25 protein-coding genes are annotated in these 25,886 nt (G+C 58.6%); 7 read left to right on the forward strand and 18 right to left on the reverse strand.

Going from position 1 to position 25,886, the window contains the following annotated elements:
- Positions 1 to 82: 82 nt before the first annotated feature.
- The 6 genes from rfbC (at position 83) to ASB66_RS10725 (ending at position 6,887) form a co-directional block, all read left to right on the forward strand.
- The gene (gene rfbC, locus ASB66_RS10700; protein ID WP_060715881.1) at positions 83 to 646 is read left to right on the forward strand and encodes a dTDP-4-dehydrorhamnose 3,5-epimerase; all 564 of its coding nucleotides are present in this window, start codon (positions 83 to 85) and stop codon (positions 644 to 646) included.
- 69 nt (positions 647 to 715) lie between these two features.
- The gene (rfbB, locus tag ASB66_RS10705; RefSeq protein WP_060715880.1) at positions 716 to 1,774 is read left to right on the forward strand and encodes a dTDP-glucose 4,6-dehydratase; all 1,059 of its coding nucleotides are present in this window, start codon (positions 716 to 718) and stop codon (positions 1,772 to 1,774) included.
- Entirely contained in the window at positions 1,771 to 2,676 is a 906-nt protein-coding gene (gene rfbD / locus ASB66_RS10710) for a dTDP-4-dehydrorhamnose reductase (protein WP_060715879.1), read from the forward strand. The genes rfbB and rfbD overlap by 4 nt, the downstream gene beginning before the upstream one ends.
- Positions 2,677 to 2,753: 77 nt before the next feature.
- Positions 2,754 to 3,617: a glucose-1-phosphate thymidylyltransferase RfbA gene (gene rfbA, locus ASB66_RS10715; protein ID WP_060715878.1), complete on the forward strand. Its 864-nt coding sequence runs from the start codon at positions 2,754 to 2,756 to the stop codon at positions 3,615 to 3,617.
- A 241-nt stretch (positions 3,618 to 3,858) separates the two neighbouring features.
- Positions 3,859 to 5,808 (forward strand): glycosyltransferase family 2 protein, encoded by a 1,950-nt coding sequence (locus ASB66_RS10720; RefSeq protein WP_147274034.1) that lies wholly within the window; start codon positions 3,859 to 3,861, stop codon positions 5,806 to 5,808.
- Positions 5,805 to 6,887, forward strand: coding sequence for a glycosyltransferase family protein (locus ASB66_RS10725; RefSeq protein WP_060715876.1), 1,083 nt, complete (start codon positions 5,805 to 5,807; stop codon positions 6,885 to 6,887). The genes ASB66_RS10720 and ASB66_RS10725 overlap by 4 nt, the downstream gene beginning before the upstream one ends.
- A gap of 60 nt (positions 6,888 to 6,947) precedes the next feature.
- Here the strand turns inward: ASB66_RS10725 and ASB66_RS10730 are convergent, their stop codons facing one another.
- From ASB66_RS10730 to alr, 8 genes are all read right to left on the reverse strand, one after another.
- On the reverse strand, positions 6,948 to 7,688 hold the full coding sequence (locus ASB66_RS10730; protein WP_060715875.1) for an SDR family NAD(P)-dependent oxidoreductase: 741 nt from the start codon (positions 7,686 to 7,688) through the stop codon (positions 6,948 to 6,950).
- Positions 7,689 to 7,875: 187 nt separating this feature from the next.
- Positions 7,876 to 9,366: an amidophosphoribosyltransferase gene (gene purF / locus ASB66_RS10735; RefSeq protein ID WP_114386530.1), complete on the reverse strand. Its 1,491-nt coding sequence runs from the start codon at positions 9,364 to 9,366 to the stop codon at positions 7,876 to 7,878.
- Between the two features lie 203 nt (positions 9,367 to 9,569).
- A complete protein-coding gene (locus ASB66_RS10740) occupies positions 9,570 to 10,181 on the reverse strand; it encodes a CvpA family protein (protein WP_060715873.1) in 612 nt (203 codons plus the stop codon).
- Positions 10,182 to 10,371: 190 nt separating this feature from the next.
- On the reverse strand, positions 10,372 to 11,688 hold the full coding sequence (locus ASB66_RS10745) for a UDP-glucose dehydrogenase family protein (RefSeq protein ID WP_060715872.1): 1,317 nt from the start codon (positions 11,686 to 11,688) through the stop codon (positions 10,372 to 10,374).
- A 111-nt stretch (positions 11,689 to 11,799) separates the two neighbouring features.
- Entirely contained in the window at positions 11,800 to 12,774 is a 975-nt protein-coding gene (galE, locus tag ASB66_RS10750) for a UDP-glucose 4-epimerase GalE (RefSeq protein WP_060715871.1), read from the reverse strand.
- Positions 12,771 to 13,766, reverse strand: coding sequence for a UDP-glucuronic acid decarboxylase family protein (locus ASB66_RS10755; RefSeq protein ID WP_114386532.1), 996 nt, complete (start codon positions 13,764 to 13,766; stop codon positions 12,771 to 12,773). The genes galE and ASB66_RS10755 overlap by 4 nt, the downstream gene beginning before the upstream one ends.
- A gap of 137 nt (positions 13,767 to 13,903) precedes the next feature.
- Positions 13,904 to 15,304: a DNA repair protein RadA gene (gene radA, locus ASB66_RS10760; RefSeq protein ID WP_015915501.1), complete on the reverse strand. Its 1,401-nt coding sequence runs from the start codon at positions 15,302 to 15,304 to the stop codon at positions 13,904 to 13,906.
- A gap of 127 nt (positions 15,305 to 15,431) precedes the next feature.
- Positions 15,432 to 16,595 carry an alanine racemase gene (gene alr, locus ASB66_RS10765; RefSeq protein WP_060715869.1) on the reverse strand — a complete coding sequence of 388 codons (1,164 nt, stop codon included), beginning with the start codon at positions 16,593 to 16,595 and terminating at the stop codon, positions 15,432 to 15,434.
- Between the two features lie 92 nt (positions 16,596 to 16,687).
- Here alr and ASB66_RS10770 point away from each other — a divergent pair, with 92 nt between their 5' ends.
- Positions 16,688 to 17,536 (forward strand): AraC family transcriptional regulator, encoded by an 849-nt coding sequence (locus ASB66_RS10770; protein ID WP_411910049.1) that lies wholly within the window; start codon positions 16,688 to 16,690, stop codon positions 17,534 to 17,536.
- A 23-nt stretch (positions 17,537 to 17,559) separates the two neighbouring features.
- Here ASB66_RS10770 and ASB66_RS10775 read toward each other — a convergent pair whose 3' ends face one another.
- From ASB66_RS10775 to ASB66_RS10825, 10 genes are all read right to left on the reverse strand, one after another.
- A complete protein-coding gene (locus tag ASB66_RS10775; protein ID WP_060715868.1) occupies positions 17,560 to 18,219 on the reverse strand; it encodes an amino acid ABC transporter permease in 660 nt (219 codons plus the stop codon).
- Positions 18,216 to 18,887 carry an amino acid ABC transporter permease gene (locus ASB66_RS10780; RefSeq protein WP_060715867.1) on the reverse strand — a complete coding sequence of 224 codons (672 nt, stop codon included), beginning with the start codon at positions 18,885 to 18,887 and terminating at the stop codon, positions 18,216 to 18,218. Before ASB66_RS10780 ends, ASB66_RS10775 begins: the two co-directional genes overlap by 4 nt.
- Before the next feature lie 136 nt (positions 18,888 to 19,023).
- A complete protein-coding gene (locus ASB66_RS10785; RefSeq protein ID WP_060715866.1) occupies positions 19,024 to 19,806 on the reverse strand; it encodes a transporter substrate-binding domain-containing protein in 783 nt (260 codons plus the stop codon).
- 148 nt (positions 19,807 to 19,954) lie between these two features.
- A complete protein-coding gene (locus ASB66_RS10790) occupies positions 19,955 to 21,451 on the reverse strand; it encodes a replicative DNA helicase (RefSeq protein ID WP_060715865.1) in 1,497 nt (498 codons plus the stop codon).
- 252 nt (positions 21,452 to 21,703) lie between these two features.
- Entirely contained in the window at positions 21,704 to 22,279 is a 576-nt protein-coding gene (rplI, locus tag ASB66_RS10795) for a 50S ribosomal protein L9 (RefSeq protein ID WP_060715864.1), read from the reverse strand.
- Positions 22,280 to 22,324: 45 nt separating this feature from the next.
- Entirely contained in the window at positions 22,325 to 23,326 is a 1,002-nt protein-coding gene (locus ASB66_RS10800; RefSeq protein WP_114386534.1) for a DUF2232 domain-containing protein, read from the reverse strand.
- Positions 23,327 to 23,469: 143 nt separating this feature from the next.
- A complete protein-coding gene (gene rpsR / locus ASB66_RS10805) occupies positions 23,470 to 23,718 on the reverse strand; it encodes a 30S ribosomal protein S18 (protein WP_015915510.1) in 249 nt (82 codons plus the stop codon).
- 12 nt (positions 23,719 to 23,730) lie between these two features.
- The gene (rpsF, locus tag ASB66_RS10810) at positions 23,731 to 24,192 is read right to left on the reverse strand and encodes a 30S ribosomal protein S6 (RefSeq protein WP_015915511.1); all 462 of its coding nucleotides are present in this window, start codon (positions 24,190 to 24,192) and stop codon (positions 23,731 to 23,733) included.
- Between the two features lie 305 nt (positions 24,193 to 24,497).
- The gene (locus ASB66_RS10820; protein WP_060715862.1) at positions 24,498 to 24,782 is read right to left on the reverse strand and encodes a protealysin inhibitor emfourin; all 285 of its coding nucleotides are present in this window, start codon (positions 24,780 to 24,782) and stop codon (positions 24,498 to 24,500) included.
- Between the two features lie 54 nt (positions 24,783 to 24,836).
- Positions 24,837 to 25,880 carry a M4 family metallopeptidase gene (locus ASB66_RS10825; RefSeq protein ID WP_060716030.1) on the reverse strand — a complete coding sequence of 348 codons (1,044 nt, stop codon included), beginning with the start codon at positions 25,878 to 25,880 and terminating at the stop codon, positions 24,837 to 24,839.
- Between the last annotated feature and the right edge of the window lie 6 nt (positions 25,881 to 25,886).

Consider the following 25,886-nt stretch of genomic DNA (forward strand, 5'->3'; position numbering starts at 1 on the left):
GACGGTGGGCACCTAGCATTTTACTTGCTCTGATGGATCGAGATTGTTAACTGCCCGAAGGGCTTAATTCAAAGGGACAAGAATGCAGTTTGAAGAAACGAAGCTGTCGGGCGTTTTTCTGATCACTCCAAAGCGGTTTGGGGATGCGCGCGGCTATTTCATGGAAACCTTCCGCGCCAGCCTGTTTGAAAGCGAAGTGGGATCTTTCACCTTCGTTCAGGACAATAAGTCGTTTTCGGCAGAGGTTGGTACGGTTCGCGGCCTGCATTTCCAGTTGGACCCGAGGGCGCAGGGCAAGCTCGTGTCCTGTGCGGCTGGCGCTTTGCTGGATGTCGCTGTCGACATTCGCCGGGGTTCGCCGACCTACGGCCAGATGGTGAAAGCCGAACTGACCGCCGAAAACGGCTGCCAGCTTTGGGTGCCGCCGGGTTTTGCCCATGGCTTCTGCACATTGCAGCCCAATACCGTGATCAGCTACAAGGTGACGGATTATTACAGCCCGGATCATGACCGGGGCCTGTTGTGGAACGATCCGGCGCTGGCGATCGACTGGCCGGTGACGGAAGACAACGCCATCCTGTCTGACAAGGACAAGAAGCAGCCGAAACTGAGTGAGCTTGAGACGAATTTCGTCTATCGGCCTTAAGCGCCTCTGCTTTTTGCCAATCTGCTTCATGCAAGTCTGTTCTATGAACGCTAGGGGATATCGAAAATCATGCGCGTACTTGTAACCGGCGGCGCCGGCTTTATCGGATCGGCCGTCGTGCGGCATCTGGTGCTTGAAAAAGGCTATGACGTCCTGAATGTTGATAAGCTGACCTATGCCGGTACCTTGACCTCGCTGAAATCGGTTGAGGCAAATCCGCTGTATCGGTTCCTTCAGGCCGATATCTGCGACGGCCAGGCGATTGCCTCGGCTTTTGCAAGCTTCAAGCCTGATCGTGTCATGCATCTGGCCGCCGAAAGTCATGTCGACCGCTCGATTACTGGCGCCAAGGATTTCGTTGAAACCAATGTGCTCGGCACGTTCACCATGCTGGAATGCGCCCGCGCCTATTGGCAGGCGCTGGAAGGCGCGAGCAAGGACGCTTTCCGCTTCCTGCATGTCTCGACCGACGAAGTCTATGGATCGCTGGGCGATGAGGGTTTGTTTACCGAAACAACCCCCTATGATCCAAGCTCTCCCTATTCAGCCTCGAAAGCGGCCTCCGACCATCTCGCCAAGGCCTGGGCGCGCACCTATGGCCTGCCGGTGGTGGTGTCGAATTGCTCCAACAATTACGGCCCCTTCCATTTCCCGGAAAAGCTCATTCCGCTGATGATCATCAACGCGATGGAAGGAAAGCCTTTGCCGGTTTACGGCAATGGCGCCAATATCCGCGATTGGCTTTACGTCGAAGACCATGCAAGGGCGCTTGATATCATCGCCGAACGTGGACAGATCGGTGAAACCTATAATGTCGGCGGCCGCAATGAGCGACGCAATATTGACGTCGTCACTCGTGTCTGCGCGCTGATGGATGAACTGCATCCTTCAGGTGCACCACATGAGACGCTGATCCAATATGTGACCGACCGTCCCGGCCACGATGCTCGCTATGCCATTGATGCCACGCGGCTGGAAACCGAACTCGGTTGGAAGGCCCAGGAAAATTTCGAGACTGGCATCGAGAAGACCGTGAAATGGTATCTCGAAAACCGCTGGTGGTGGGAGCCGTTGCGCCAGGGCTATGATGGCAGCCGCCTTGGCCTGCTGAAGGCCGCGAGCAAATGAGCGGCGTGAAGCGCTATCTGGTGACGGGCCTGGCCGGGCAGGTTGTTCAATCACTGCTTGAGAAAGCCAGCGATCGCAAGGATCTGGACCTGATTGCTCTTGGGCGTCCGCAGCTTGATTTGGCCGATCCCTCGACGATTGAAGCGGCTGTGCGTGCCGCAAAACCCGACCTGGTTATTTCTGCTGCCGCCTATACCGCAGTCGACCAGGCCGAAACCGACGAGGCCGCAGCTTTCACGGTCAATGGCGAAGGGCCGGGGGAATTGGCGCGGGTTGCCAAGGCGCTGGATATCCCGATTATCCACATCTCGACCGATTATGTGTTCGATGGCAGCAAGGCTTCGCCCTATAACGAGGCCGATCCGGTTGCGCCGCTTGGCGTCTATGGCCGCAGCAAGCTGGAAGGCGAGCGCCGGGTGGCGGCGGAAACCGATAACCACGTGATCCTGCGTACCGCCTGGGTCTATAGCCCGTTCGGCAAGAATTTTCTGCTGACCATGTTGCGGCTGGCCGAAACCCGCGATGAACTGGGCGTAGTGGCCGACCAGATCGGCAATCCGACCTCGGCGCTCGATATTGCCGATGCTGTGCTGAAAGTTGCCGAAAACCTGCTGTCGTCCAAGGACGCGGATCTGCGCGGTACGTTCCACATGACGGGAACGGGAGAGGCGAGCTGGGCGGAATTTGCAGCGGAAATCTTCAGGCTTTCTGCTGACCAAAACGGCCCCTCGGCCAAAGTCAATCCGATCCCGGCCAGCGCCTACCCGACGCCTGCCAAACGGCCTGCGAATTCCCGGCTGGATTGCGCCAAACTGGCTAGAGTTCATGCTATCGATATCCCCGATTGGCGCGTGTCGACGCAACTGGTCATCGACCGGTTACGGCGGCCAGCGGCAGTTTAGAGTTGGTCCGGGCAACGATGGTCGCCAGCTTTCCTCAAAAGACAACGAACACAAATGACGTGTCAGGAGTTTTATAAATGAAGGGTATCATTCTAGCCGGTGGCAGCGGCACCCGCCTGCATCCCATGACGCTAGTCACCTCCAAGCAGCTCATGCCGGTCTATGACAAGCCGATGATTTATTATCCGCTGTCGACGCTGATGCTGGCCGGGATTCGCGATATCCTGATCATTTCGACGCCAAAGGATCTGCCGAACTTTCAAAGCCTGCTGGGTGATGGGTCGAAATGGGGGATTTCGCTGACCTATGCCGAGCAGCCAACGCCGGATGGCCTGGCCCAGGCCTATATCATCGGCGCGGATTTCGTCGGCTCCAATCCGTCCTGCCTCATTCTGGGGGACAATATCTTCTACGGTCACGGCATCAACGACCTGTTCAGAAGTGCTGTGGCGCGTAATGACGGGGCAACAGTGTTTGCCTATCACGTCAACGATCCAGAACGCTATGGCGTGGTGGAATTCGACAAGGACATGAAGGCAGTTTCAATCGAGGAAAAGCCTCAGGCGCCACGCTCGAGCTGGGCCGTGACCGGGCTGTATTTCTACGACAAGGATGTGGTGGATATTGCCGCAAACCTCAAGCCATCGGCGCGCGGCGAGCTTGAAATCACCGACGTCAACCGGGTCTATCTCGAGCGGGGCCGACTCAGTGTCGAAAAGATGAGCCGTGGTTATGCGTGGCTGGATACCGGGACGCCCGACAGTCTGCTCGACGCCTCGGAATTCGTCGCCACGCTGGAACGCCGCCAGGGCTTCAAGATTTCTTGCCCGGAAGAGATCGCCTATCGGCTCGGTTTCATCGACGCCCAGCAGTTGGAGACGCTCGGCCTGCAATATGGTAAGAGCGCTTATGGGCAATATCTGCTGAAAAAAGTGCGCTGACGCTTTTAAATCGGACGCGTATCTGCAATACAGCGCCACGCACCTGAGAGGGTGTGGCGCTGTAACAGTTTATATATACTGCATAATTTTTTCCTCAAATCGACTTTGATTTAAGGTTTATGCGGTAAAATGCGGGCTGAGGTCTCGTTGCGGTCGGTGTTGGCGTTTCAAAAGTGAGGCCCGGTGAAATATTGTATCGGCTGTGGAGCGCATCCAGTGGTCTTATCGGTGGTGTGATGCGTTGAAGACCAGTGTGCTTGATGGACAGGATTCGACCGGGCTGGCGCAGATATGCGCCGCGCAGGGTTCGGCTGCTCGCCATCTCGCCGATAAGCCGGTGTTGATCTCAGTTGATGATCCCGACGGTTACCTTGGACCGTCGCCGCGTCTCTTGCTTCATCGTGCCGGTCGGGTTCCTGCCATTCTCAAACGGTCGTTGATCGTCAAAAATGCCGGACGCTTCCTGGGGTGGCTGCCTGATGATCTGGACGCGATCACACTGGTTGGCACGGTCATGGCCATACAGGCAAAGGATGGGGCCGTTGTGGGACGAAAACCGACCGTCACGATCCGTACGCTTTCCATCGCCGAAGCTGTCTTACGGGTGCTGATACGATGGCCCCGTGCCGGGCATACCTTGCTCCGCTTGCTGACGGCGCGAAACGTCAAAGGGGCGACGTCCCGGTTTCTCCGGTATTTTGAGGCCTTGTCGTCACCCTGCTATCAGGATTGGCTTCGGCTACGCGAAGATATGGACAGGCCACCACCTATCGCCGGCAGTTTGGCACCCCTTGTTTTGGTCAGTGTCATCGGAGCAGGTGAGGGGCAGACTGTCACGCGCAAAAGCCTTGATCGGCAGACTTATCGCCAAGTTGAATTTGTGGATCTGGAAGACCTGGCCGGTGGCCTGGCAAACCGCACGACAGAGAAGGATCTGTTCTGGTTGCTGGTGCCAGCGGGTGTCACCTTGTCGCCATTAGCGCTGCAATGGATGGTGGATTGCCTGATCCGTCACCCGCAGGCGGCAGGGGTCTATTGCGACGAGGACCAGGCTACCCGCAAGGGCGGACGAGCCGAGCCATTTTTCAAACCGGCCTGGAACCTGCCCCTGGTGCAAACCGGCTGGCTTCCGATGGACTGCGTTCTCTTGCGTTCTGCCTGCCTGCCGCAGCCTGTCGATGGCACCAATTTCGATGCGAACCGGCTCGTTATCCAGGCAGCAGCAGCGGGGGACATTCTTCATTTTCCCCGCGTTCTGGTTCACCGGTCCTCTCCACGGCCTGCTCTCACGCCATCGCGGCCTTTGCTTCAACCACGCAGCTTTCGTCCCCCTGTCACAGTGATCATTCCGACCCGTGACCGGGCGGATCTTCTCTCCGCCTGTCTCGATGGCCTGCTGGGCGGCACCGATCATGGTGAATTGGACATTATCGTCATCGACAATGACAGCAAGGAGGATGCGACGCGCATTCTTCTCGACAGAATTGAGGCGGAGGGCCATGTGCGGCGCTTGCCGATGCCCGGCACCTTCAATTTCTCCAGAGCCTGCAATCTCGGCATCAATCAGGCCCTGCATGAACGGATACTGCTGCTCAACAATGATGTCGAGCCGTTGGAGCGCGACTGGCTGGGTGAGATGAATGCCGAGCTGAACGATCCTCAGGTCGGTGCGGTTGGCGCCTTTTTGCTCTATCCCGATGGTTTTGTGCAGCATGCCGGTGTCACACTGGGGGCGGGATCCATCGCCCGCCACAGCTTCCATTTTCATGATCCTGACGGTGGCGAGGATTATGGCCTGCTTGCGCAGCGCCGCCATGTTTCCGCCGTCACGGCGGCCTGCCTCTTGACCCGAAAGAGCCATTGGTTGCAGGTGGGCGGTATGGATGAAGCGAATTTACCTGTTGCCTTCAATGACGTCGATTACTGTTTGAAGCTCCGCCGTGCCGGTCTCAATATCGTCTGGACGCCTCATGCACGCCTTGTTCATCGTGAATCCGTATCGCGTGGCCGTGACGATACCGTCGAAAAGCGGTTGCGCCTTGCCGGAGAGGAGAAGGTGATGTTCGAACGCTGGGCCGACGTGATCGATAACGATCCCTGCTACAATCCGAATTGCTCGTTGAGTGCTGGTGATTTCGTGCTGGAAGCTGCGCCGCGCGACCTGTCGGCAAGGAGTGGCCGCATCCGATGAAAAAACGCTGGTACTGGCCGGTTCTGGAACAAGCTTTACCGCGACCCCGGCTGCGGGACCAAGCGGATGGAACGCCGCGCCGTCCGGTCAAGTCGGTTCTGGTCTTCGGTCGCGTTCCGAACCCCACATTCGATTATTATCTGCCTACCCGGCTGAATGCGGAGGGCATGCCTCCCTATCAGGTTCACGATATCAGAAAGCTTGACGCGGGCGCACTCGACCCCGACGGCGCATTTGTGGTGATCTGTCGCTATGCATCGCGGCCCTTGCTCCGCTGGATCGAAACCCATGCCGACAAGCTTGCCGGTGTCGGTCTGCTGCTGGATGACGACATCAATGCTGTGATCTCCAGCCGCGACGCCGATATCGCCTATAGCCTGTTTCTGTGGTTTCGGGCGCTTTATCCGCTGCGACGCCTGAACCGCCATCTCGACATTCTATGGTTGTCCACACCGCAATTGTTCCAGGCGATTGGCGAGCCAAAGGCGCGGATTCTGCCGCCAGCTCCCCCCAGCAGCCTTTGGGAGCGCCGTTTGCAAGATGATGGGAGCGCTGATGGCGCGGCCAGCCAGGACAAGGTGGTGGTCGCCTATCACGCTACCGGCGTACATGTGGCGGAACATCACTTCCTGAAACCGGTCATCCGGACCGTGCTGGAACAGCGCCCCCAGGCGGTGTTCGAAGTGTTTGCGGGCAAGAAGGCGCGGGCGATCTGGAAAGACATGAACCGCGTAACGGTGAAGGCGCCGGTGTCCTGGCCACAATATCTGGTTTACGCGGGAAGGGCGCAGGTCGATATCATGCTGGTGCCCTTGGCGCCGTCCGAGGCCAATGACAGCCGGGCCTGCACCAAATTCATCGATGTGGCCCGGCTGGGCGCGGCAGGGCTGTTCTCAGAAGGCCTGGCCTATGGCGCCGAGGCTGATGATGCACAACCTCGATTGCCCTATGATCAGGCTGCCTGGATCGCAGAAATCATCCGCCTGATCGATAATCCCGCGGAAAGAGCCGAAGGAGCCGAGCGGATTCGCAACAAAGTGGCCCTGATGGGCACGACTTTTGAGCCGCTCTTGCCGTAAGGATTGACTTCCATATTTTTCAAGATCGCAGGATGCCGTGCAGGCTGTCGGCAATCGTGATCAGCCGTAGGGCGGATAATCGACGATCTTCTGTTCCCTGACGATAAACAGCTTACCTGTTTCCGTCTGCTGTGGCCCGACCAGCGGTAACAGCGCCTTGGCGACCTCTGAGGGATGCGGCAATGTATCAGGGTCTTCGCCCGGCATGGCCTGGGCGCGCATCGCCGTGCGGGTGGCACCGGGGTCGATGGAAAGGACGCGCAGCGGCAGGCGCTGGTTTTCGGCAGCCCAAGTGCGGGCCAGTGCTTCCACCGCAGCCTTGGAGGCGGAATAGGGACCCCAGAACGGCTTGCATTTATGCGGTGCGGCCGAGGACAGGATCAGGGCGCGGCCCTGATCGGATTTGGTGATCAGCGGATCGATCGAGCGGATCAGCCGCCAGGTGGCGGTGACATTGATGGTCATCACCTTTTCGAACACCTTGGCCTCGACATGGGCAACGGGCGAGATCGTGCCGAGCACGCCAGCATTGGCAACCAGAATATCCAGCTTACCCCAGCGCTCGAAAATTGATCCACCCAGCGCATCGATAGCGCTCATGTCGGCGAGATCGAAGGGCACCAGGGTCGCGCTGCCACCAGCCGAGGTAATGGCGTCATCGAGATCTTCCAGGCCCCCCACGGTACGGGCGCAGGCAATCACATGCGCGCCTGCCTTTGCCAGTTCCAGCGCGGTGAAATAGCCAATGCCGCGTGATGCGCCGGTGACCAGTGCGATCCGTCCCTTGAGATCAACCGTCATGTCCGCTTCCCCCCTCATCATCTCATGCAACGCTGATAATCGGCCTACAGTCTGTTCAAGAATTGCTGCTGGCGCAGCGAAAATGGTGATTTCGAGAACCGGAGCGGAGCGTATTCAAATACGTGAGCCTAGGTAAGCGCAGAAATTACCATTTGCAGCCCGCCAGCGGCGATTCTTGGATAGACTGTCAGCCATTGCTGGCCATAACCGACACCTTGCGGCCCATTTTCTCGCCTTCCTTATCCATCAGGCGGGTCGGGTAGTCACCGGTGAAGTAATGATCGGTAAATTGCGGATTGGCAGCATTGCGGGCCTCGCCGCCCACGGCCATGTACAGCCCGTCGATGGACAGGAAGGCCAGCGAATCGGCGCCGATGAATTTCGCCATGGCTTCGGCACCCGCATATTGATTGGCGAGCAGTTTTTCAGCGTCCGGCGTGTCGATGCCGTAGAAATCCGGATGGTAGATCATCGGGCTGGCAACACGGATATGCACTTCCTTGGCACCGGCATCGCGGATCATCTGGACGATCTTCAGCGACGTCGTGCCGCGCACGATGGAATCGTCCACCAGGATAACCCGTTTGCCCTCAATCATCGCTCGGTTGGCCGAATGTTTCAGCTTGACACCGAAGGCGCGGATCTGCTGCGTCGGCTCGATAAAGGTGCGCCCGACATAGTGATTGCGGATAATGCCATATTCGAACGGAATGCCACTGGCCTGGGCATAGCCAAGCGCAGCCGGCGTGCCGCCATCGGGAACCGGCACCACGACATCGCCGTCGCAAGGGGCTTCCTTCGCCAGGTTCATGCCCATGGCCTTGCGGGTCTGATAGACGTTGCGACCGCTGACGACCGAATCGGGGCGGGCGAAATAAACATATTCGAACAGGCAGGGGCGCTCCGGTTGCGGACGTGCCGGGCGGCGGCTGTCCACCGTAATCGAACCGTCAGGCTGGATCTCGCAGATGATCACTTCGCCGTTTTCGACATCGCGCACGAATTTTGCGCCGATAATGTCCAGCGCACAGGTTTCCGAGCAAAAAATCGGTTTGCCGTCGAGATCGCCCATCACCAGCGGTCGGATGCCGATCGGGTCGCGCGCAGCGATCAGTTTGGTCCGGGTCATGGCGATCATCGCATAGCCGCCCTCCATCTGCCGCATGGCGTCGATGAAACGGTCGGCTGTCGAGCTGTGGCGTGACCGGGCGATCAGATGCAAGACCACTTCCGAATCCGAGGTCGATTGACAGATGGCGCCGGTGGCAATGATCTGGCGGCGCAGCGTCAGGCCGTTGGTGAAATTGCCGTTATGGGCAATGGCAATGCCGCCTTCTTCCAGCTCGGCAAACAGTGGCTGCACATTGCGCAACGCCGTTTCTCCTGTCGTGGAATAGCGGGTATGGCCGATGGCGGCGGAACCCGGCAATTTCGCCAGCGTCACTGGATTGGTATAGTGGTCGCCGACAAGGCCCATATGCTTTTCGGTGTGAAACTGCTTGCCGTCAAAGGAAACCAGTCCGGCTGCCTCCTGGCCGCGATGCTGAAGCGCATGCAGTCCGAGAGCGGTCAGCGTTGCGGCATCCTGATGGCCCAAAATGCCGAACACGCCGCATTCTTCATGCAGCGTGTCGCCATCGAGGTCTTCAAGGAGAGTCGAGGAAATAGACTGTTTCATTGCAGCAAGCCTTTGCTCGATACATGCGCGCCGATACGGGGCACGGGTGACGAAATGCAGTGAGGAGCGCCGATTTCCATCACGGGTGGCGCTCATTCTTTGTCTCGGCTCAATCCCTGGCAGGGTCTGATGGTCTTGAGCAATTCGGACAGGCCAGCTCTATATAAGCAAGCCTGCTATCAACGTCCAGAAGGCGGACGATATCAGTTGGCCGGTGCGGGCGCCTGACCTGGTGTCTGGGCTGGCGCTTGTGCAGGGGCATCGTCGGCAGGCGCCTGGCCTTCAGCAGGTGCTGTCTGTTGCTTACCGAGGATGCGGGCGCGCAATTGCGGTTCGATATCGTCGGGCAGCACGGCTTCCAACTTGACGACCAGCGCATCAAGGAACGGTTTCGACTTGGCATTGTTGACCCAGTCCGGCCGCTGCTTGGCATCGATCAGCCAGTTCCAGAAGGCCACGGCTACGACCAAGAGAAGAATGCCGCGCGCCGCCCCAAACAGGAAGCCAAGCGTACGGTCCAATGCGCCAATCCGGCTGTCGATGATGAAGTCGGCAATCCGTGAAGTAATGAATGAGATCAGGATCAAGGCAATAAGGAACACCCCGCCAGCAGAGGCGGCAACGGCGATCCGCTGGTCATTGGTATAATTCTTCACATAGGGAAGAATGAAGGGATAGAGATAATAGGCCGCCGCAATGGCACCCACCCAACTGGCAATCGACAGGATCTCGCGTGAAAAACCGCGGATCATCGCCAGCACGGCTGAAAACAGCACGACACCGATGACAATACCGTCGAAAATCGTAATGGGCATTCCGTTCAACTCCAGGACTAGGCCGCGAAGGGGTCGCCAGGTTTCTTGATCTTTCCGGTCCGGCTGTTCCGGCGGCCTCTCCTTACACCACGATGTCACGCAGTGGAAGGATCAATCCTTGCCGAGTTTGTTACACAAATGTGACTTTACGCCAAAAATCCTTCCGAACAGCCTGTTCCTGGGAACTACCTCACCGTCCGAGCGAGACATAGTGAGAAAAGCCGTTCTTCTGCGCATCATTGGCATTGAACATATTGCGAAGGTCCACCAGCACAGGAGACGCCATGACACTGGCGATTTCCTTGAAATTATAGGTCTTGAAGACCATCCAGTCGGTGAGGATCACAAGCACATCGGCGCCGGTCGCGGCCTCCTTGGCTGTCCTGGTCATTTCGACGCCCGGCAACTGGCTTGCGGCGTCATGCGGGTTCGACGGATCGAAAGCGGCGACCTTTGCGCCTTTTGCCTGCAAGGCTGGCAGCATGACCAGGCTGGTGCTTTCACGCATATCGTCGGTCTGGCCTTTGAAGGTGACGCCTAGTATGGCGATTTTCTTGCCCGCGACATCACCCCCCGCGGCCTCGATCACCCGAGTGACCATATCGGCCTTGCGCTGGTTGTTGGCATCGACCGCCGAGGAGACGACCCGTGAATCGATCCCGGCATCGGCAGCGGTTGCCAGCAGCGCACGGGTATCCTTGGGAAAGCAGGAGCCGCCCCAGCCCGGGCCGGTATTGAGAAAGGCCCGGCCGATCCGCTTGTCGAGACCGATGCCATGGGCCACGTCCTCGACTGTAGCGCCAACGGCTTCACACAGATTGGCCATTTCATTGATGAAGCTGATCTTGACGGCGAGAAAGGCATTGGCGGCATATTTGATCAGTTCAGCCGTCTCAATCCCGGTGCTGAAGAAAGGAACATTGCCGTTCAGCAGCAGCGGCGCATAAATCCGCTCCATCACCTCGCCAGACTGGGGGGTGTCGACGCCGACAACGATCCGGTCCGGCTCAAGGAAATCCTTGATAGCTGCGCCTTCGCGCAGAAATTCGGGATTGGAGGCCACGGCGATCTGCGCATCCGGGGCGGCATTGGCCTTGGCAATCTCGAAGACCTGACGGTTGGTGCCAACCGGCACTGTCGATTTGGTGACAATGACGGTAAAGCCGGTGACGGCCTTGGCAATTTCGGCGGCGGCGGCAAACACATATTTCAGGTCGGCCCGGTCCGAACCCGCCTCGGTTGGCGTACCAACGGCGATGAACACGGCATCTCGATCCTTGACGCTTGCGGCAAGGTCGGTTGTGAAGGTGATGCGCCCGGCGGCGACATTGCGCTGCACCAGTTCATCCAGACCCGGTTCATAGATCGGCATCTTGCCCTGATGCAGCATTTCAATCTTGCGCTGGTCCTTGTCGACGCAAATCACGTCATGGCCCAGCTCGGCAAAGCATGCGCCGCTGACCAGGCCCACATAGCCGGTGCCTACCATGGTAATGCGAACGTTCATGAATTCTGCCGCTTTCCTGTCAAAGGGTGTGGGATGGGCGGGGGTGTGCGGTGGACGGGATTGCCTTGCGGTTCCTGTCGAACCATGTCGACATTCCCTGTTTTATTGTCCTTAATTACGGTGTGCCTTGAACCAGTCCGCCGCCGTTTTCACGATCAGGTTGATATCGGTATATTGGGGTGTCCAGCCCAGCAGGCTGCGGGCCTTGTCGCCGGAGGCGTAGAGAACCGGCGCATCGCCCGCCCGCCTTGGCGCATATTTGATCGGCACGGCCGCGCCGACCGCCTGAGACACCGCATCCAGCAAGTCCTTGACCGACGTACCCTTGCCGGTCGCAAGATTGAAGGCGCCGCTTTCGCCGCCCTTTTGCAGATAGTCGATGGCCAGAACATGGGCGTCAGCGAGATCGCAGACATGGATATAGTCGCGGACCGCAGTGCCATCAGGCGTATCGTAATCGGTGCCGAACACATTGAACTCGGTCTGGCGCATGGCCGCCAGAACCGCGAGCGGAATGGCGTGGGTTTCCGGATCGTGACGTTCGCCAAGATCGCCTTCCGGATCGAGACCAGCGGCGTTGAAATAGCGCATGGCCACCCATTTCAACCCATAGGCATGGCCGTAATCCTTCAGCGCCTGCTCGATCACCAGCTTGGAAAATCCATAGGGATTGACCGGGCTCTGCGGAGCTTCCTCAACGATTGGCAGGCTTTTCACCTCGCCATAGGTGGCGCAGGTCGAGGAAAACACGATGGTGTCAACGCCATTGCGGCGCATGGCATCCAGCAGGCAGACCGAACCATGGATGTTGTTATTGTAATATTTTGCCGGGTCCGTCACCGATTCGCCAACAGCGGCGAAGGCGGCGAAATGCATCACGCATTCCGGCTTGTATTTGCTGAGAACAGCATCGAGCCGTGCGCCATCTGCAATATCACCTTGTTCAAACGGTCCCCATTTGACCGAATCCGCGTGGCCGTGGACCAGGTTGTCATAGACCACAGGTGTGTAACCCGCCTTGGACAAGGCCTTGCAGGCGTGGCTTCCGATATAGCCGGCGCCGCCGACGACAAGGATATTCTTCATGACATGGTATCCAGATTGATGTTGGCAGCACTGGTGTTAATGGTGCGTCCCGTTTCCGCCGCGAAATACGGGATCGACCGCTTCAGTCCTTCACGCAGCCGCACTTTCGGCGCCCAGCCCAGCAATTGCCCGGCAAGGGTGATGTCGGGACGCCGCAACAGCGGATCGTCCTTCGGCAGCGGCCTGTCGATGATAACCGACCGGCTTCCGGTCATTTCCAGAATGATGTCAGCCAATTCCCGCACGGTAAACTCGCCGGGATCGCCAATATTGACCGGACCGGTGATTGAGGCATCGGAGCGCATCAACCGGAAAAATCCCTCGATCAGATCATCGACATAGCAGAAGGACCGGGTCTGCGTGCCGCCGCCGTAAAGCTCCAAAGGTGCCTCTTCCAGGGCGCGAACGATGAAGTTGGAGACCACCCGTCCGTCCTGCGGGTCCATGTTTGGACCATAGGTATTGAAAATCCGCACCACCTTGATTTCAACGCCATGCTGGCGGTGATAATCGAAACACAGGGTTTCGGCGGCGCGCTTGCCTTCGTCATAGCAGGCGCGTGGCCCTATCGTGTTGACCGCGCCACGGTAGCTTTCCGTCTGCGGATGAACCTGCGGATCGCCGTAGATCTCGCTGGTCGAGGCCTGAAACACCCGCGCACCGCAAGTAACAGCCAGGTCCAGCACGTTTTTCATGCCGAGCACATTGATCAGCATCGTGCCAACAGGATCGATCTGGTATTGCGGCGGCGAGGCGGGGCAGGCGAGATTCCAGATCTCGTCGTAATTGCCCTGCGGCAAGGGATCGCGGACATCGGCTTTAATGAAGGACAGTTTGGGATTGACCAGCAGAGGTTCGATATTTTTGCGCCGCCCGGTCTGGAGATTGTCCAGGCAGACCACGTCACAGCCTTCGTCAAGCAATCGTGCGCAGACGTGTGAACCGAGAAATCCAGCGCCGCCGGTCACCAATGCCGTCCGTGTCTTTCCCATAGCGTCCTCTTGCAGTCCGTTGCCGTTCATGTAGGGGAAGGGGTCCGGCCCTGTCAATTCCAGGCTACAAGCAATCAACCGTTATGAGCGACAAGGGTCGCAACCTGCCCGTTGCCGATGCCTTTGCGGCCGTTCCGTCAATCCTCATTGCCCTGCTGGCGCGATTTCAGTTTCGATCCGGCAATGCGCGCCACCAGATCCGGCAGGCTTTCGATTTCACCCCATTTGCCAGTGCGTTTCGGCAGATCGACGGAGGATGCGGGCAGCACGGCGGAGGAAAAGCCAAGCTTTTCAGCCTCTTTCAATCGCTGCGCCGTATGCGATACGGGCCGCACCGCGCCCGAAAGGCTGATTTCGCCGAAATAGACGCAATCGGCAGGCAGGGCGACACCTGCCAGCGAGGAGACCAGCGCCGAGGCAATTGCCATATCGGCGGCTGGTTCGGTGATTCGGTAGCCGCCTGCCACGTTGAGATAGACATCGTGCTGGCCAAGCCTGACACCGCAATGGGCCTCCAGTACAGCCAGAATCATCGCCAGGCGGCTGGAATCCCAGCCAACCACGGCTCGGCGCGGCGTGCCAAGCGCCGTCGCGGCCACCAGCGCCTGCACTTCGACCAGTACGGGTCTTGTGCCTTCCATGCCGGCAAACACCGCAGCGCCCGGCGCTTTTTCATTGCGCTCGCCCAGAAACAGTTCCGAGGGATTGGCGACTTCGCGCAGGCCTCGATCCGACATTTCGAACACGCCGATTTCGTCGGTCGGGCCAAAACGGTTCTTGACGGTGCGCAGGATGCGGTAATGATGGCCCCGATCGCCCTCGAAATACAGCACCGCATCGACCATGTGCTCGACGACGCGGGGACCGGCGATTTGGCCCTCCTTGGTGACATGGCCGACCAGAACCATGGTGGCACCGGTCTGCTTGGCGAAACGGATCATTGCCTGCACGCCGGTGCGCACCTGCGTGACCGTGCCGGGGGCCGAATCGGCGGTGTCGCTCCAGAGAGTCTGGATCGAATCGATGATGACAAGATCGGGCCGTTTGCCTTCGGAAATTGTCGCCAGAATATCCTCGACATTGGTTTCCGCCGCCAGCAGCACATCGGTATCGGCAGCATTCAGCCGCTGGGCGCGCAGCCGCACCTGCGCCACCGCCTCTTCGCCTGAGACATAGACGACCCGATGACCCTGCCGCGACAAGGCGGCAGCGGCCTGCATCAGCAGGGTGGATTTACCGATGCCCGGATCGCCGCCAATCAGCACAGCGGAGCCGCGCACGAAACCGCCGCCGGTTGCCCGGTCCAGTTCCGACAGGCCGGTCGGAATGCGCGGTGCTTCCTCGATCTCGCCCGACAGCGAGGTCAGCGTCACTGCCCGGCCTTTCTTTGGCACCTTGCCGGGACCGGACCCGATGCCACCCATCGGATCTTCCTCGACAATGGTGTTCCACTGTGCGCAACCATCGCATTTGCCAGCCCAGCGGCTGTGAACCGTGCCGCAGTTCTGGCAGATGAATTGGGTCTTGGCCTTGGCCATGCATTGCCTTTCATGCGAGCATCGTACCATCCCACCCACCACAATATGGATGGAGAAATGAGAACAAAAAGTGAATACGTGCTATCACCTAAGAGAAATGCCGTGCCGATGCAAGAGGGCTAAAGACTTATTCCGCCTCCAGATAATGCCGCTCATAGCGCAGGCCAAGGCCGGTCAGTATTTCATAGCCGATCGTACCTGCCGCCCGCGCCACGTCATCGATGGGCATGTTTGGCCCGAACAGCTCGATATAATCGCCAGCGGCAATTGCTTTTTCCGGCACGTCACTGACGTCGAAGATCGTCATGTCCATGGTGATGCGGCCAACAACCGGCACCTTGTATCCGGCGATAGAGCCATAGGCGCCCGGCGATCCGGTATCGCGCAATGCCGTGCCGTGGCCTGAGAGATTGCGCAGGTAGCCATCGGCATAGCCGACGGAGGCAATGGCCAGACGGCTATCGCGCCGCAACTGGCATTTGGCGCCGTAGCTGACGGTTTCTCCGTTCTTGGCTTGTCGAATCTGGAGAATGCGGGCCTCGGCCTTGACCACGGGACGCATCGGGTTGGGCAGGCCCATGACCGCTTCGCCGCCATAGAGCGCGATGCCGGGGCGGGTGAGATCGAAGTGGTAATCGGGGCCGAGTAAAGTTCCAGCAGAGGCTGAAAGGCTTGATTCAATTCCCTCGAAAGCCGCGCTAACCTGATGAAAAACCTGCAATTGCTGCTGGTTCATCGGCGAGGATGGATCGTCTGCGCAGGCGAGATGGCTCAAAATCAGCACCGGTGAAAAGCTGGCCGGGCGAGAAACGTCAGTCGCCAGAAACAATGCATCGTCCATGCTGAGGCCCAGCCGGTTGAAACCGGTATCGACATGTAGGGCGCATGGGTGATCGCCATGCTCGGCCACGGCCCGCATCCAGAATGCCAGCTGTTCCTCACTGGCAATCACCGGCACCAGATCATGCTCGAAAAACAGCGGTTCCATTCCCTCCCAGATCCCTGACAGCACGAAAATCCGGGCGTCCGGCGCATAGGTCCGCAAGGTCGCGCCCTCGGATGGCAGCGCCACGAAAAAATCCCGCGCACCGGCATTGTAAAGCGTCTGCCCTGCATCCTCGATGCCAATGCCGTAGCCATCGGCCTTCACCACGGCACCCGCCCGCGCCTTGCCGGATCGCTTCGCCATCTCGCGCCAATTGTCGGCCAGCGCCTGGAGGTCGATTATGACGCGCAGCGGTGCGGTCAGGAATTCATCGGAGGGGGGGATGGAAAAGGAAGAAGCAGACATGAAACAGCTTTTCGCAAAGGAACGATGGCTGGACCCTATCACTTTTCTTCAAGACTGGAATGCTGGGCTGGTGTTATTGTCTGGCGATGAACATGCTTTCACCGGTTTCCACCAGCCTTGCGTCAGTGCCCATTCGGGAGCAGACCCGCTTCTGGCGGGATGCCCGGTTTGGCGGCATGAAATGCATGAGCGCGACCTTCGTCACCCATCGGTTTTCCCCGCATGCCCATGAGCATTTCGGCATCGGCGCCATGGAGACGGGACAGAAAATTGCCACTATTCGCGGCTGCCGGCAGATTTGTGGACCGGGCGATCTCTATCTGATCAATCCGGAGGAGATCCACGATGGCAGTCCTGCGGGTGGGGTCTATCGATATCGGATGATCTATCCGTCGGTCGCCATGGTGTGCGACGTTCTGCAAGAGACGAGCAAGAGACCGTCGTGGGGAACGCCGTCCTTTCGCCAGCAGATCGTCACAGATCCGGCCTTGGCGCATGCCTTTAACAGGATGCACAGGCAAATTGAGCAGGCAGATGGAATGCTTGGTGCCGAAGAGGGGATGCTGGACATACTCACCGCTCTTTTCACCCGCCATGGCGTTGTTGCGCCTGCGTCCTCTATTGCTCGCCCCGACACGGCGATGGCGAGGGTGCGAGACTATCTCCATGCGAATTTTGCTGAGGATATCGGCCTTGAGCATCTGGCGGGGTTGGTTGGCTGTAGCCGAGCGCATTTGATCCGCAGCTTTCGCGCCACCTATCACATTACGCCCCATGCCTACCTGACACTTCGGCGTATTCGAGAAGCGGAGTCCATGCTGGCCAAGGACGCTGCGCCTGCCGACGTTGCCTTTGTCTGCGGTTTTGCCGATCAGGCGCATTTTACCCGTAATTTCAAAGCGCGGATGGGCATGACCCCGGCGCAATTTCGCCGGGGATAGGTTGAGGGATCAATGCCCGCGAGTCAATGCCCCACTGGTGCCGCGCCAAACCGGCGTTCCAGATATTTGGAATAGCGCGACAGCGGATAGCAGATGGCGAAGTAGAACAGCGCGACCAAGCCATAGACGGTGAAGGGCTGGAAGGTGGCATTGGTGACGATGGTGCCAGCCTTCGACAATTCGACAAAGCCGATGATCGAGGTCAGGGCCGTGCCTTTGACCACCTGAACCGAAAAACCGGCGGTCGGGGCAATGGCGATCCGCATGGCCTGCGGCAGGATGATCAGCCGCATCTGCTGGCGATAGGTGAGGGCCAGGTTGGTGCCTGCTTCCCACTGGCCCTTTGGCACGGCTTCGACGCAGCCGCGCCAGATTTCGGTCAGGAAAGCCGAGGTCCAACAGGTCAGTGCCACACCGGCGGCGAGCCAGGCGGGAACGTCGATACCGAACAGGCCGAGACCAAAAAAGGCGATGAACAGCTGCATCAAGAGCGGCGTGCCTTGGAAAAACTCGATGAAGCCGCGCGCGAAGATTCGGGGCATGCGCTGTTTGGCGATGCGCAGCATCAACAGCAGCAGTCCCAGCGCCCCGCCGCAGAAGAAGGAGACCAGTGACAAAACCAGGGTCCAGCGGGCAGCCAGCAAAAGATTGCGGGCGATATCCCAGAGGGTGAACTCAATCATCGCGTCGCCCCTTTCGGAAAGATTTGCCGTCCGAGCAGGGCCAGCAATTGCCGAAGGCCGATGGCCAGCAACAGATAGAGAGCGGTGGAGATCATATAGGCTTCGAAGGCCCGGAAGGTGCGCGACTGGATGAAATTGGCGGCAAAGGTCAGGTCTTCGGCGGCAATCTGCGACACGACGGCGGAACCGAGCATGACGATGACCAATTGCGACGACAGCGCCGGCCAGATGCGTTGCAGGGCAGGGACCAGAATGATCAGCCGGAAGGTTTGCAGCGGGCGAAGCGCCAGCGCGGTCCCGGCCTCGAACTGGCCTTTCGGGGTTGCCTCGATCCCGGCCCGGATGATTTCGCAGCTATAGGCGCCGAGATTGATGATCATCGCCAGATTGGCGGCTTGCATCTCGGAGAGCTTCAGCCCGGTGGAGGGCAGGCCGAAAAAGATGAAGAACAGCTGGATGAGGAAGGGCGTATTGCGGATCAGCTCCACATAGGCGGCGACCGGCGGCTTGATCCATTTCGGTCCCAAGGCCCGCGCCCAGGCGCAAGCGATGCCGAAGGCAATGCCGACCACGCCACCAACCAGTGTCAATTCGACCGTCACCCCAACCCCTTTGAGGATGATTGGGTAGTATTCGCCAAACCAGCTGAAATCGAAAATATAATGCATGATGAAACCTGCTGGCAAAGCGGACTAGCCAGCTTTGCTGCCGTATCTGGCCTGCACAATCACCTCAGCCGTCTCGGCTGCGGGTGATTGTGCAGAAAATAGTTATACCGTTCGATCAACGATCAACGATCAACGATCAGAGATCGGCGGGGAGCGGGGCGCCTAGCCATTTCTCAGAAATCTTGCTGAGCGAGCCATCGGCCTTGGCCTCGGCAATAATGGTATTGATCTTTTCCGCCAGCGCCGGTTCGTTCTTGTTGAAGCCGATGAAGCAGGGCGAGTTCTTGATCAGGAACTTTGGCTCCGGACGCTTCGGCGGGTTCTTGGCGAGGATCGCGGCGGCGACGACATTGCCGGTGGCAACCGCATCGACCTGGCCGGACAGGAAGGCGGAAATTGTGCCGTTATTGTCCTCGTAGCGCTTGATGGTGGCGTCGGACGGCGCAACCTTGGTCAGTTCCAGATCCTCGACCGCGCCACGGGTGACGCCGACCGACTTGCCCGACAGATCGGCGGCGGACTTGATGGCGGTGTCGGCGGGCGCAAACACGCCATTGTAGAAAGGCGCATAGGCGGTGGAGAAATCCACGACCTTTTCACGGTCCGGGTTTTTGCCGAGACTGGAAATCACCAGATCGACCTTGTTGGTCTGCAAATAGGGAATGCGGTTGGCGCTGGTGACCGGCACCAGTTCCAGCTTGACGCCCAATTTCTTGGCAATCAACGCTGCGGTGTCGATGTCATATCCGACGGGCTGCATGTCGGTGCCGACGCTGCCAAATGGTGGAAAGTCCTGTGGCACCGCCACTTTTAGCGTACCCCGCTTGGTAATGTCGCTCAGCGCATCGGCATGGGCCGGCAGCACGGCGGCAAAGGTGGCAAGGGAAAGGCCAAGGGCAAGTAGGGTACGACGATGCATAGGATGCTCCGGATTGATATGATGCACAACTTGAAGCAATTGCTATGCCACTATGCAAAAAGCCGCCTGGAAAAGGCGGCTCTTGTTTCTGTCTGGATTGACGGTGTGCATTTGCGCAAAGTTTAAGCATGATCCGCGCAAAGCATGGTCAGGTTTCCTCGTAAGGCGTGAAGCTCGGATCAGCGAGATCGGCAAAGCGGGTAAACTGCGCCTGGAAGGCCAGTTTGACGGTGCCGGTCGGTCCGTGGCGCTGCTTGGCGATGATCACGTCCGCCGTGCCGCGTACTTTTTCCATCTGGGCTTCCCATTCGGGATATTTGGGGTCGCCCTGGTCGCGGGGTTCGAGGTTCTGCACATAGTATTCCTCACGGAACACGAACATCACCACGTCGGCGTCCTGCTCGATCGAGCCTGATTCACGAAGGTCGGAGAGCTGCGGGCGCTTGTCATCGCGGCTTTCCACCTGACGCGACAGCTGCGACAGCGCGACGATTGGCACGTTCAGTTCCTTACCGAGCGCTTTCAAGCCAGTTGTGATCTGGGTGATTTCCTGGACGCGGTTTTCGCCTGACTTGCCCGAGCCGGTCATCAGCTGAATATAGTCCACGACAAGACAATCGAGGCCACGCTGGCGCTTCAGGCGGCGGGCACGGGCGGAAAGCTGGGCGATGGAAATACCACCGGTCTGGTCGATGAACAGCGGCACTTTCTGCATGGTCTGGGAAAAGCCGACCAGCTTTTCGAAATCCTGCTCGGTAATATCGCCACGGCGGATTTTCGAGGAGGACACTTCGGTCTGCTCGGACATGATACGGGTGGCGAGCTGTTCGGACGACATTTCGAGCGAATAGAAGCCGACCACGCCGCCGTTTTTGGCTTTGAACGACCCGTCCGGCTGCACTTCCGGCTCGTAAGAGGCGGCGATGTTCCAGGCGATGTTGGTGGCAAGCGAGGTCTTACCCATGCCGGGACGTCCGGCCAGCACGATCAAGTCGGAGCGCTGCAAACCGCCCATCTTGCTGTCGAGTGAATGGATGCCGGTGGAAATACCGGACAAATGACCATCGCGCTCAAACGCGGCGCCTGCCATATCGACGGCCTGGGCCACCGCATCGTTGAAGGACTGGAAGCCGCCGTCATAGCGACCATTTTCGGCGAGATCGAACAGACGCCGCTCGGTATCTTCGATCTGCGCCTGCGGCGGCATGTCGAGCGGTGCGTCGAAGGCGATATTCACCATGTCTTCGCCGATGGTGATCAGCGCGCGGCGCAGGGCCAGATCGTAGATCGCCCGGCCATAGTCCTCGGCATTGATGATCGACACGGCTTCCGACGCCAGCCGCGCCAGATATTGGGCAATAGTGAAATCGCCGATCTTCTGGTCTGAGGGCAGGAAGGTCTTGATCGTCACCGGATTGGCGGTCTTGCCCATGCGGATAATGTCGGAGGCTACCTCGTAGATCTTCCGATGCAGGCCCTCATGAAAATGCGGGGGTTTGAGAAAATCCGAGACACGATAATAGGCATCGTTATTGACCAGAATGGCGCCAAGCAAAGCCTGTTCGGCCTCGATATTGTTCGGGGCTTCCCGGTAATGGGGCTCTGCCGGCTGGGCAGGGTTTAACCTGCGCGCAACATCGTTCATGGGCTTTATCCGTTCTCTCTCGCTGGAAGCTGCATTCCTATCGATCCTGCGGGGCGGTTAAAGGGCGCATTGCGATAAACACAGTAGTTCACAGGCCTGATGCGCCAGGGCAGAAAAAAACAAGCTGAACCTGCTTTTTCCATTGACTGTGGCATGGCGCGACTCAGTTCTTTAAACGTCATTTTAGACCGATATGCACAAAAAAACGCCCGGAAAATCCGGGCGTCTCTTCAATCGATGATGACGAATATCTTATTCGTCGTCGCCATCGCGGTCGGCATCCGGATCGAAGAAGTCTTCCGGACGCAGCGCGTCTTCGTCCACGCCGTAGATGGCGTCAGCGGAGGTGAGGCTTTCGCCCTTGGCCTGGCGCTCGGCTTCTTCAGCGGAACGGGCAACGTTGATTTCGATGCTGATTTCAACTTCGGCATGCAGGTGCATGGTAACGTTGTGCAGGCCGATGGTCTTGATCGGGTTGTTCAGCTCGACCTGGTTGCGCGAAACGGTGAAGCCTTCGGCAGCCAGAGCTTCGATGATGTCGCGAGCCGCAACCGAACCGTAGAGCTGGCCGGTTTCGCCAGCCGAACGGACGACGATGAACGACTTGCCGTTCAGAACGTCAGCAACGGTCTGGGCTTCGGACTTGCGCTCCAGGTTGCGGGCTTCGAGGGTGGCGCGCTCGGCGTCGAAACGGGCCTTGTTGGCGGCGTTGGCGCGCAGTGCCTTGCCGGTTGGCAGAAGGTAGTTACGGGCAAAGCCGTCGCGAACCTTGACCACTTCGCCCATCTGGCCAAGCTTGGCGATGCGCTCGAGAAGAATGACTTGCATGCTATGTTCCTTTCAATTCAAGTTGGGCAATTCAAGTTTGTAAGCTCATGTTTCGGGTTTGTTATCGTCATCGGACTTGCTGTCCGTGCCGGACTTGCCGTCTACCCTCGGTGGAGTGAGCGCAACGGTCCGCCGTGTGTCGATAAGGCCGAGAATGACGATGAAGAAGGCCGGAAAGGCCAGAAGAGACACCATATAGGTCAGGATCAGCGCCGGGATGCGCCATTCCTTGCCACGGGTGCGTTGATGCAGCGATGCGAAGCCGCCGAGCAGGAAGCCTGCCCCAAACGTGCCGCAGACAGTTGCGCCGATCAGCGCCGGAACGCCGCCAATAAAGCAGGCGACAATGCCAGCGAGGAAGATGAACGGCGCATTGCGGTTCATGCGCAGCGCCGAGGGAATATCCTCGCGCGGACGCAGCGCGTTTCCCGATGCCGCCACGATCCGGCTTGCCAGATAATAGGCGGCAAACAGCATGATGACCCACATGCCACCCTGCACGATCGGCAGGGTCAGCAGCATGGTGGATTTGATTCCGGCGGTGCTGCCCATGGTGGCGGCAACGGTTGGATCGCGATCGGTCAGCGTCTGCATCAGCGCATCGATCATGTTGCCAACCAGTTCAGCATCATAACCGATCATCACGCCAAGAAAGATCACGCCGATACAGACCAATCCGCAGAGATGCATGAGGATATCCGACAAGGGATACCATGCGAGCAGCTTGTCCGGGCCGCCGATTTCAGACGCCGGGCGGGCGAGATTGGCGAGATGGCTGATCCAGCCGGCTGGCAGCAGGGTAAACACCGCCATGGCGCAGGCAAACAGCGGCGAAACCGCCAGCGCGCCAGCAAAGGCTGCGGTGACGATGGCGACGATGGCGGGGACATTGCCCCAGCGCAGACCGACAATCATCACAGGCAAGGCAGATGCCGCATAGAAGACCGATGAAAAAGACGGCTGTGCATTGGCCGCCAGCACCAGAAAGATGGCGGTCACGCCGGCGAGAAAGCCGGTCAGCAGCAATTTTCCGTCCAATTGTTTCACGTCGCTGTCCTGCGCCTGGCAGTTAGAGGGCGATACCGTCAAGCGGCCTGCACCTCAACATGGGATTTATCCGTTCCGATCCACGCCCATCGCGGAAGGGAGACGGCCCCCGAAAACGGGAGCCGCAAAGTCACGTCAGCTTATTAAGCAACAACGTAAGGCAGCAGGCCGAGGAAGCGGGCGCGCTTGATGGCCTTGGCCAGCTCGCGCTGCTTCTTCTGCGAAACAGCCGTGATCCGCGAGGGAACGATCTTGCCGCGCTCGGAAATGTAACGCTGCAACAGACGCACGTCCTTGTAGTCGATCTTCGGAGCGTTGGCGCCGGAGAAGGGGCAGGTCTTGCGACGGCGATGGAACGGACGACGAACCGTGGAAGAGGAAACTTCAGCCATAGTCAAATCTCCTTATGCGCGATCTTCGCGCGGACGGCGCGGACGATCACCAAAGCTTTCACGGCCACCTTCGCGGGGACCACGATCACCACGATCACCGCGGTCGCCACGATCCGGACGGTCGCCATCGCGGCGCGGACGGTCGTCGCGGTCGCGCTTCTGCATCATGGCAGACGGGCCTTCTTCGTGGGCTTCAACGGCGATGGTCATGTAACGAAGAACGTCTTCGTTGATGCGCATCTGACGCTCGACTTCGTGCACGGCAGCAGCCGGAGCATCGATGTCCATGAGAGCGTAGTGAGCCTTGCGGTTCTTGTTGATGCGGTAGGTCAGGGACTTCAGGCCCCAGTTTTCTACGCGCCCGACTTTGCCGCCATTTGCTTCGATAACACCCTTGTACTGTTCTACGAGGGCATCAACCTGCTGTGCGGACATATCCTGCCGGGCAAGGAATACATGTTCATAAAGAGCCATGATAGCTTTGCCTTTCTTGCTGTGATCATCACCCGGATTGGCGCTAAGCCTCAACGACTGCTCCTGATCGGGCAAGGCCCGGGGCAAGAAAAGCGTTGTACGAGACGGTCGAGAGCGGAGACACGGGAGGCCGAAACGCTTTTCGTTTCTGACGGCAAAACAAGTCTGCCGGCCCTCCGTTCAGCCACCAGCCAAAAGACCGGGTGTTGCGAACAGCGGGCTTATAGCTGGTTTCAGCTGGAAAGCAAGCAAAAAGCTGGGGAAACCTAGTGGTTGTGCGCCCAGGCGTTATGATGGGAGAGACTCTATCGCAGCCGATCCTTGACGGAGGCCTTGATTTCATCCGGCACCAGGCTTTCAGGCACGTCCACGGATCGGTCTCCGAACCGCGACGGCCAGACGATCCGGTAGCGGAAACCATCCGCCACCGCTGCTGTTTGAGGCAACGATTGCTGGAAAAACTCTTCGATCAGCTGTTTTTCGGCGGCGCTCAGTTTTTCAACGGCGCAGACCCCATCGCTACGCAATGCCGATTTTGCGCCGCCGAAGCCGGCAAAGCCGCCCATTTTTTCAAGAATGAGTTCATCCATCTGTTCTTGACCTTTACGGCCCTGATCGATGCCGCCGTGATCCTGGCAAAGGCATCAGACCGAAGCACTTTGCAAACCCACATCGCTCCAGGCGGTGTCGAGCGCTTCAGCGAGCGATCCATCTCCTGGAAAAAGCCTGGCAGCTCCGGTCCTGGTCGCCTCGGCAAATTCCGCCATGGTCATATCCGGGTTGCTACCATTCTTTGTCAGTGCATCATACCATACCTGTCCGGCCTTGTCCCAGCTTTTGCCGCCGATGCGGGTGGCTGCCAGATAAAAGGCGCGGTTGGCGATGCCGCTGCTCTCGTGTGGGTCCATGCCATCGCGATAATCGCTGAAATGGCTGATCTGGTCGGCCATGCAATGGGATGCTTCAGGATTGGCCATGTCGCGCAGGCACGTATATTTCTGCCGGGCTGTCGGGCCGAGAATGTCATTGCCGATCAGCCAGTCGGCCTCATCGGCACTCTGGTCTTTCGTCCATTGCTTGAACATGCTGCCGAACACATCCGAGAGGCTTTCATTGAGCCCGCCCGGCTGGTTTTCATAGTCGAGACCCAGGGTATATTGGGTGATGCCATGGGTCAGTTCATGGCCGACCACATCGGCGCTCTCGCAAAAGGGTGTGAAAATCTCACCGTCGCCATCGCCATAGGCCATTTGCGAGCCGTTCCAGAAGGCGTTGTTATAGTCCTTACCGTAATGGACCGACGACAGTATGGTCATGCCATTGCCATCAATGGAATTGCGCTTGAAGACGCTGCTGTAGAATTCCTCGACCCCGGTCGTGGTGTCGAATGTGGTTTTCACCTGGGCATCCTTTGATGAACCGGGATTGACGATCTGTACGCCGGGAAGGGTCATGCCGTTATTGCAGGTATAAACAGGGATATCCGGTGCCTGGGATACGGTCACGGAAAACGCCCGAAAAGGCCGCTTGGCGATGGTCAGCTGGCGGGCGCTATCTCGAAACTGACGCAGTTGATGGTCGTGATTCATGGTTTCCTGTAACCGCTCGCGGACGGCAGCAGGAAAATCCTGGTCATGGGATAGGGCGATCAGCACTTTTTCGGGAATGATTTGGCAATAGCGGCACATGGCAAC

The organism is Gillisella vitis (genome assembly GCF_001541345.2).
Taxonomy (GTDB): domain Bacteria; phylum Pseudomonadota; class Alphaproteobacteria; order Rhizobiales; family Rhizobiaceae; genus Allorhizobium; species Allorhizobium vitis.

Excerpts from the sequence above, each read along its gene's own strand:
- rfbC (WP_060715881.1), top strand. The coding sequence starts at position 83 with ATGCAGTTTGAAGAAACGAAGCTGTCGGGCGTTTTTCTGATCACTCCA.
- rfbB (WP_060715880.1), top strand. The coding sequence starts at position 716 with ATGCGCGTACTTGTAACCGGCGGCGCCGGCTTTATCGGATCGGCCGTC.
- rfbD (WP_060715879.1), top strand. The coding sequence starts at position 1,771 with ATGAGCGGCGTGAAGCGCTATCTGGTGACGGGCCTGGCCGGGCAGGTT.
- rfbA (WP_060715878.1), top strand. The coding sequence starts at position 2,754 with ATGAAGGGTATCATTCTAGCCGGTGGCAGCGGCACCCGCCTGCATCCC.
- ASB66_RS10725 (WP_060715876.1), top strand. The coding sequence starts at position 5,805 with ATGAAAAAACGCTGGTACTGGCCGGTTCTGGAACAAGCTTTACCGCGA.
- ASB66_RS10730 (WP_060715875.1), bottom strand. The coding sequence starts at position 7,688 with ATGACGGTTGATCTCAAGGGACGGATCGCACTGGTCACCGGCGCATCA.
- purF (WP_114386530.1), bottom strand. The coding sequence starts at position 9,366 with ATGAAACAGTCTATTTCCTCGACTCTCCTTGAAGACCTCGATGGCGAC.
- ASB66_RS10740 (WP_060715873.1), bottom strand. The coding sequence starts at position 10,181 with ATGCCCATTACGATTTTCGACGGTATTGTCATCGGTGTCGTGCTGTTT.
- ASB66_RS10745 (WP_060715872.1), bottom strand. The coding sequence starts at position 11,688 with ATGAACGTTCGCATTACCATGGTAGGCACCGGCTATGTGGGCCTGGTC.
- galE (WP_060715871.1), bottom strand. The coding sequence starts at position 12,774 with ATGAAGAATATCCTTGTCGTCGGCGGCGCCGGCTATATCGGAAGCCAC.
- ASB66_RS10755 (WP_114386532.1), bottom strand. The coding sequence starts at position 13,766 with ATGGGAAAGACACGGACGGCATTGGTGACCGGCGGCGCTGGATTTCTC.
- radA (WP_015915501.1), bottom strand. The coding sequence starts at position 15,304 with ATGGCCAAGGCCAAGACCCAATTCATCTGCCAGAACTGCGGCACGGTT.
- alr (WP_060715869.1), bottom strand. The coding sequence starts at position 16,595 with ATGTCTGCTTCTTCCTTTTCCATCCCCCCCTCCGATGAATTCCTGACC.
- ASB66_RS10770 (WP_411910049.1), top strand. The coding sequence starts at position 16,688 with ATGCTTTCACCGGTTTCCACCAGCCTTGCGTCAGTGCCCATTCGGGAG.
- ASB66_RS10775 (WP_060715868.1), bottom strand. The coding sequence starts at position 18,219 with ATGATTGAGTTCACCCTCTGGGATATCGCCCGCAATCTTTTGCTGGCT.
- ASB66_RS10780 (WP_060715867.1), bottom strand. The coding sequence starts at position 18,887 with ATGCATTATATTTTCGATTTCAGCTGGTTTGGCGAATACTACCCAATC.
- ASB66_RS10785 (WP_060715866.1), bottom strand. The coding sequence starts at position 19,806 with ATGCATCGTCGTACCCTACTTGCCCTTGGCCTTTCCCTTGCCACCTTT.
- ASB66_RS10790 (WP_060715865.1), bottom strand. The coding sequence starts at position 21,451 with ATGAACGATGTTGCGCGCAGGTTAAACCCTGCCCAGCCGGCAGAGCCC.
- rplI (WP_060715864.1), bottom strand. The coding sequence starts at position 22,279 with ATGCAAGTCATTCTTCTCGAGCGCATCGCCAAGCTTGGCCAGATGGGC.
- rpsR (WP_015915510.1), bottom strand. The coding sequence starts at position 23,718 with ATGGCTGAAGTTTCCTCTTCCACGGTTCGTCGTCCGTTCCATCGCCGT.
- rpsF (WP_015915511.1), bottom strand. The coding sequence starts at position 24,192 with ATGGCTCTTTATGAACATGTATTCCTTGCCCGGCAGGATATGTCCGCA.
- ASB66_RS10820 (WP_060715862.1), bottom strand. The coding sequence starts at position 24,782 with ATGGATGAACTCATTCTTGAAAAAATGGGCGGCTTTGCCGGCTTCGGC.
- ASB66_RS10825 (WP_060716030.1), bottom strand. The coding sequence starts at position 25,880 with ATGTGCCGCTATTGCCAAATCATTCCCGAAAAAGTGCTGATCGCCCTA.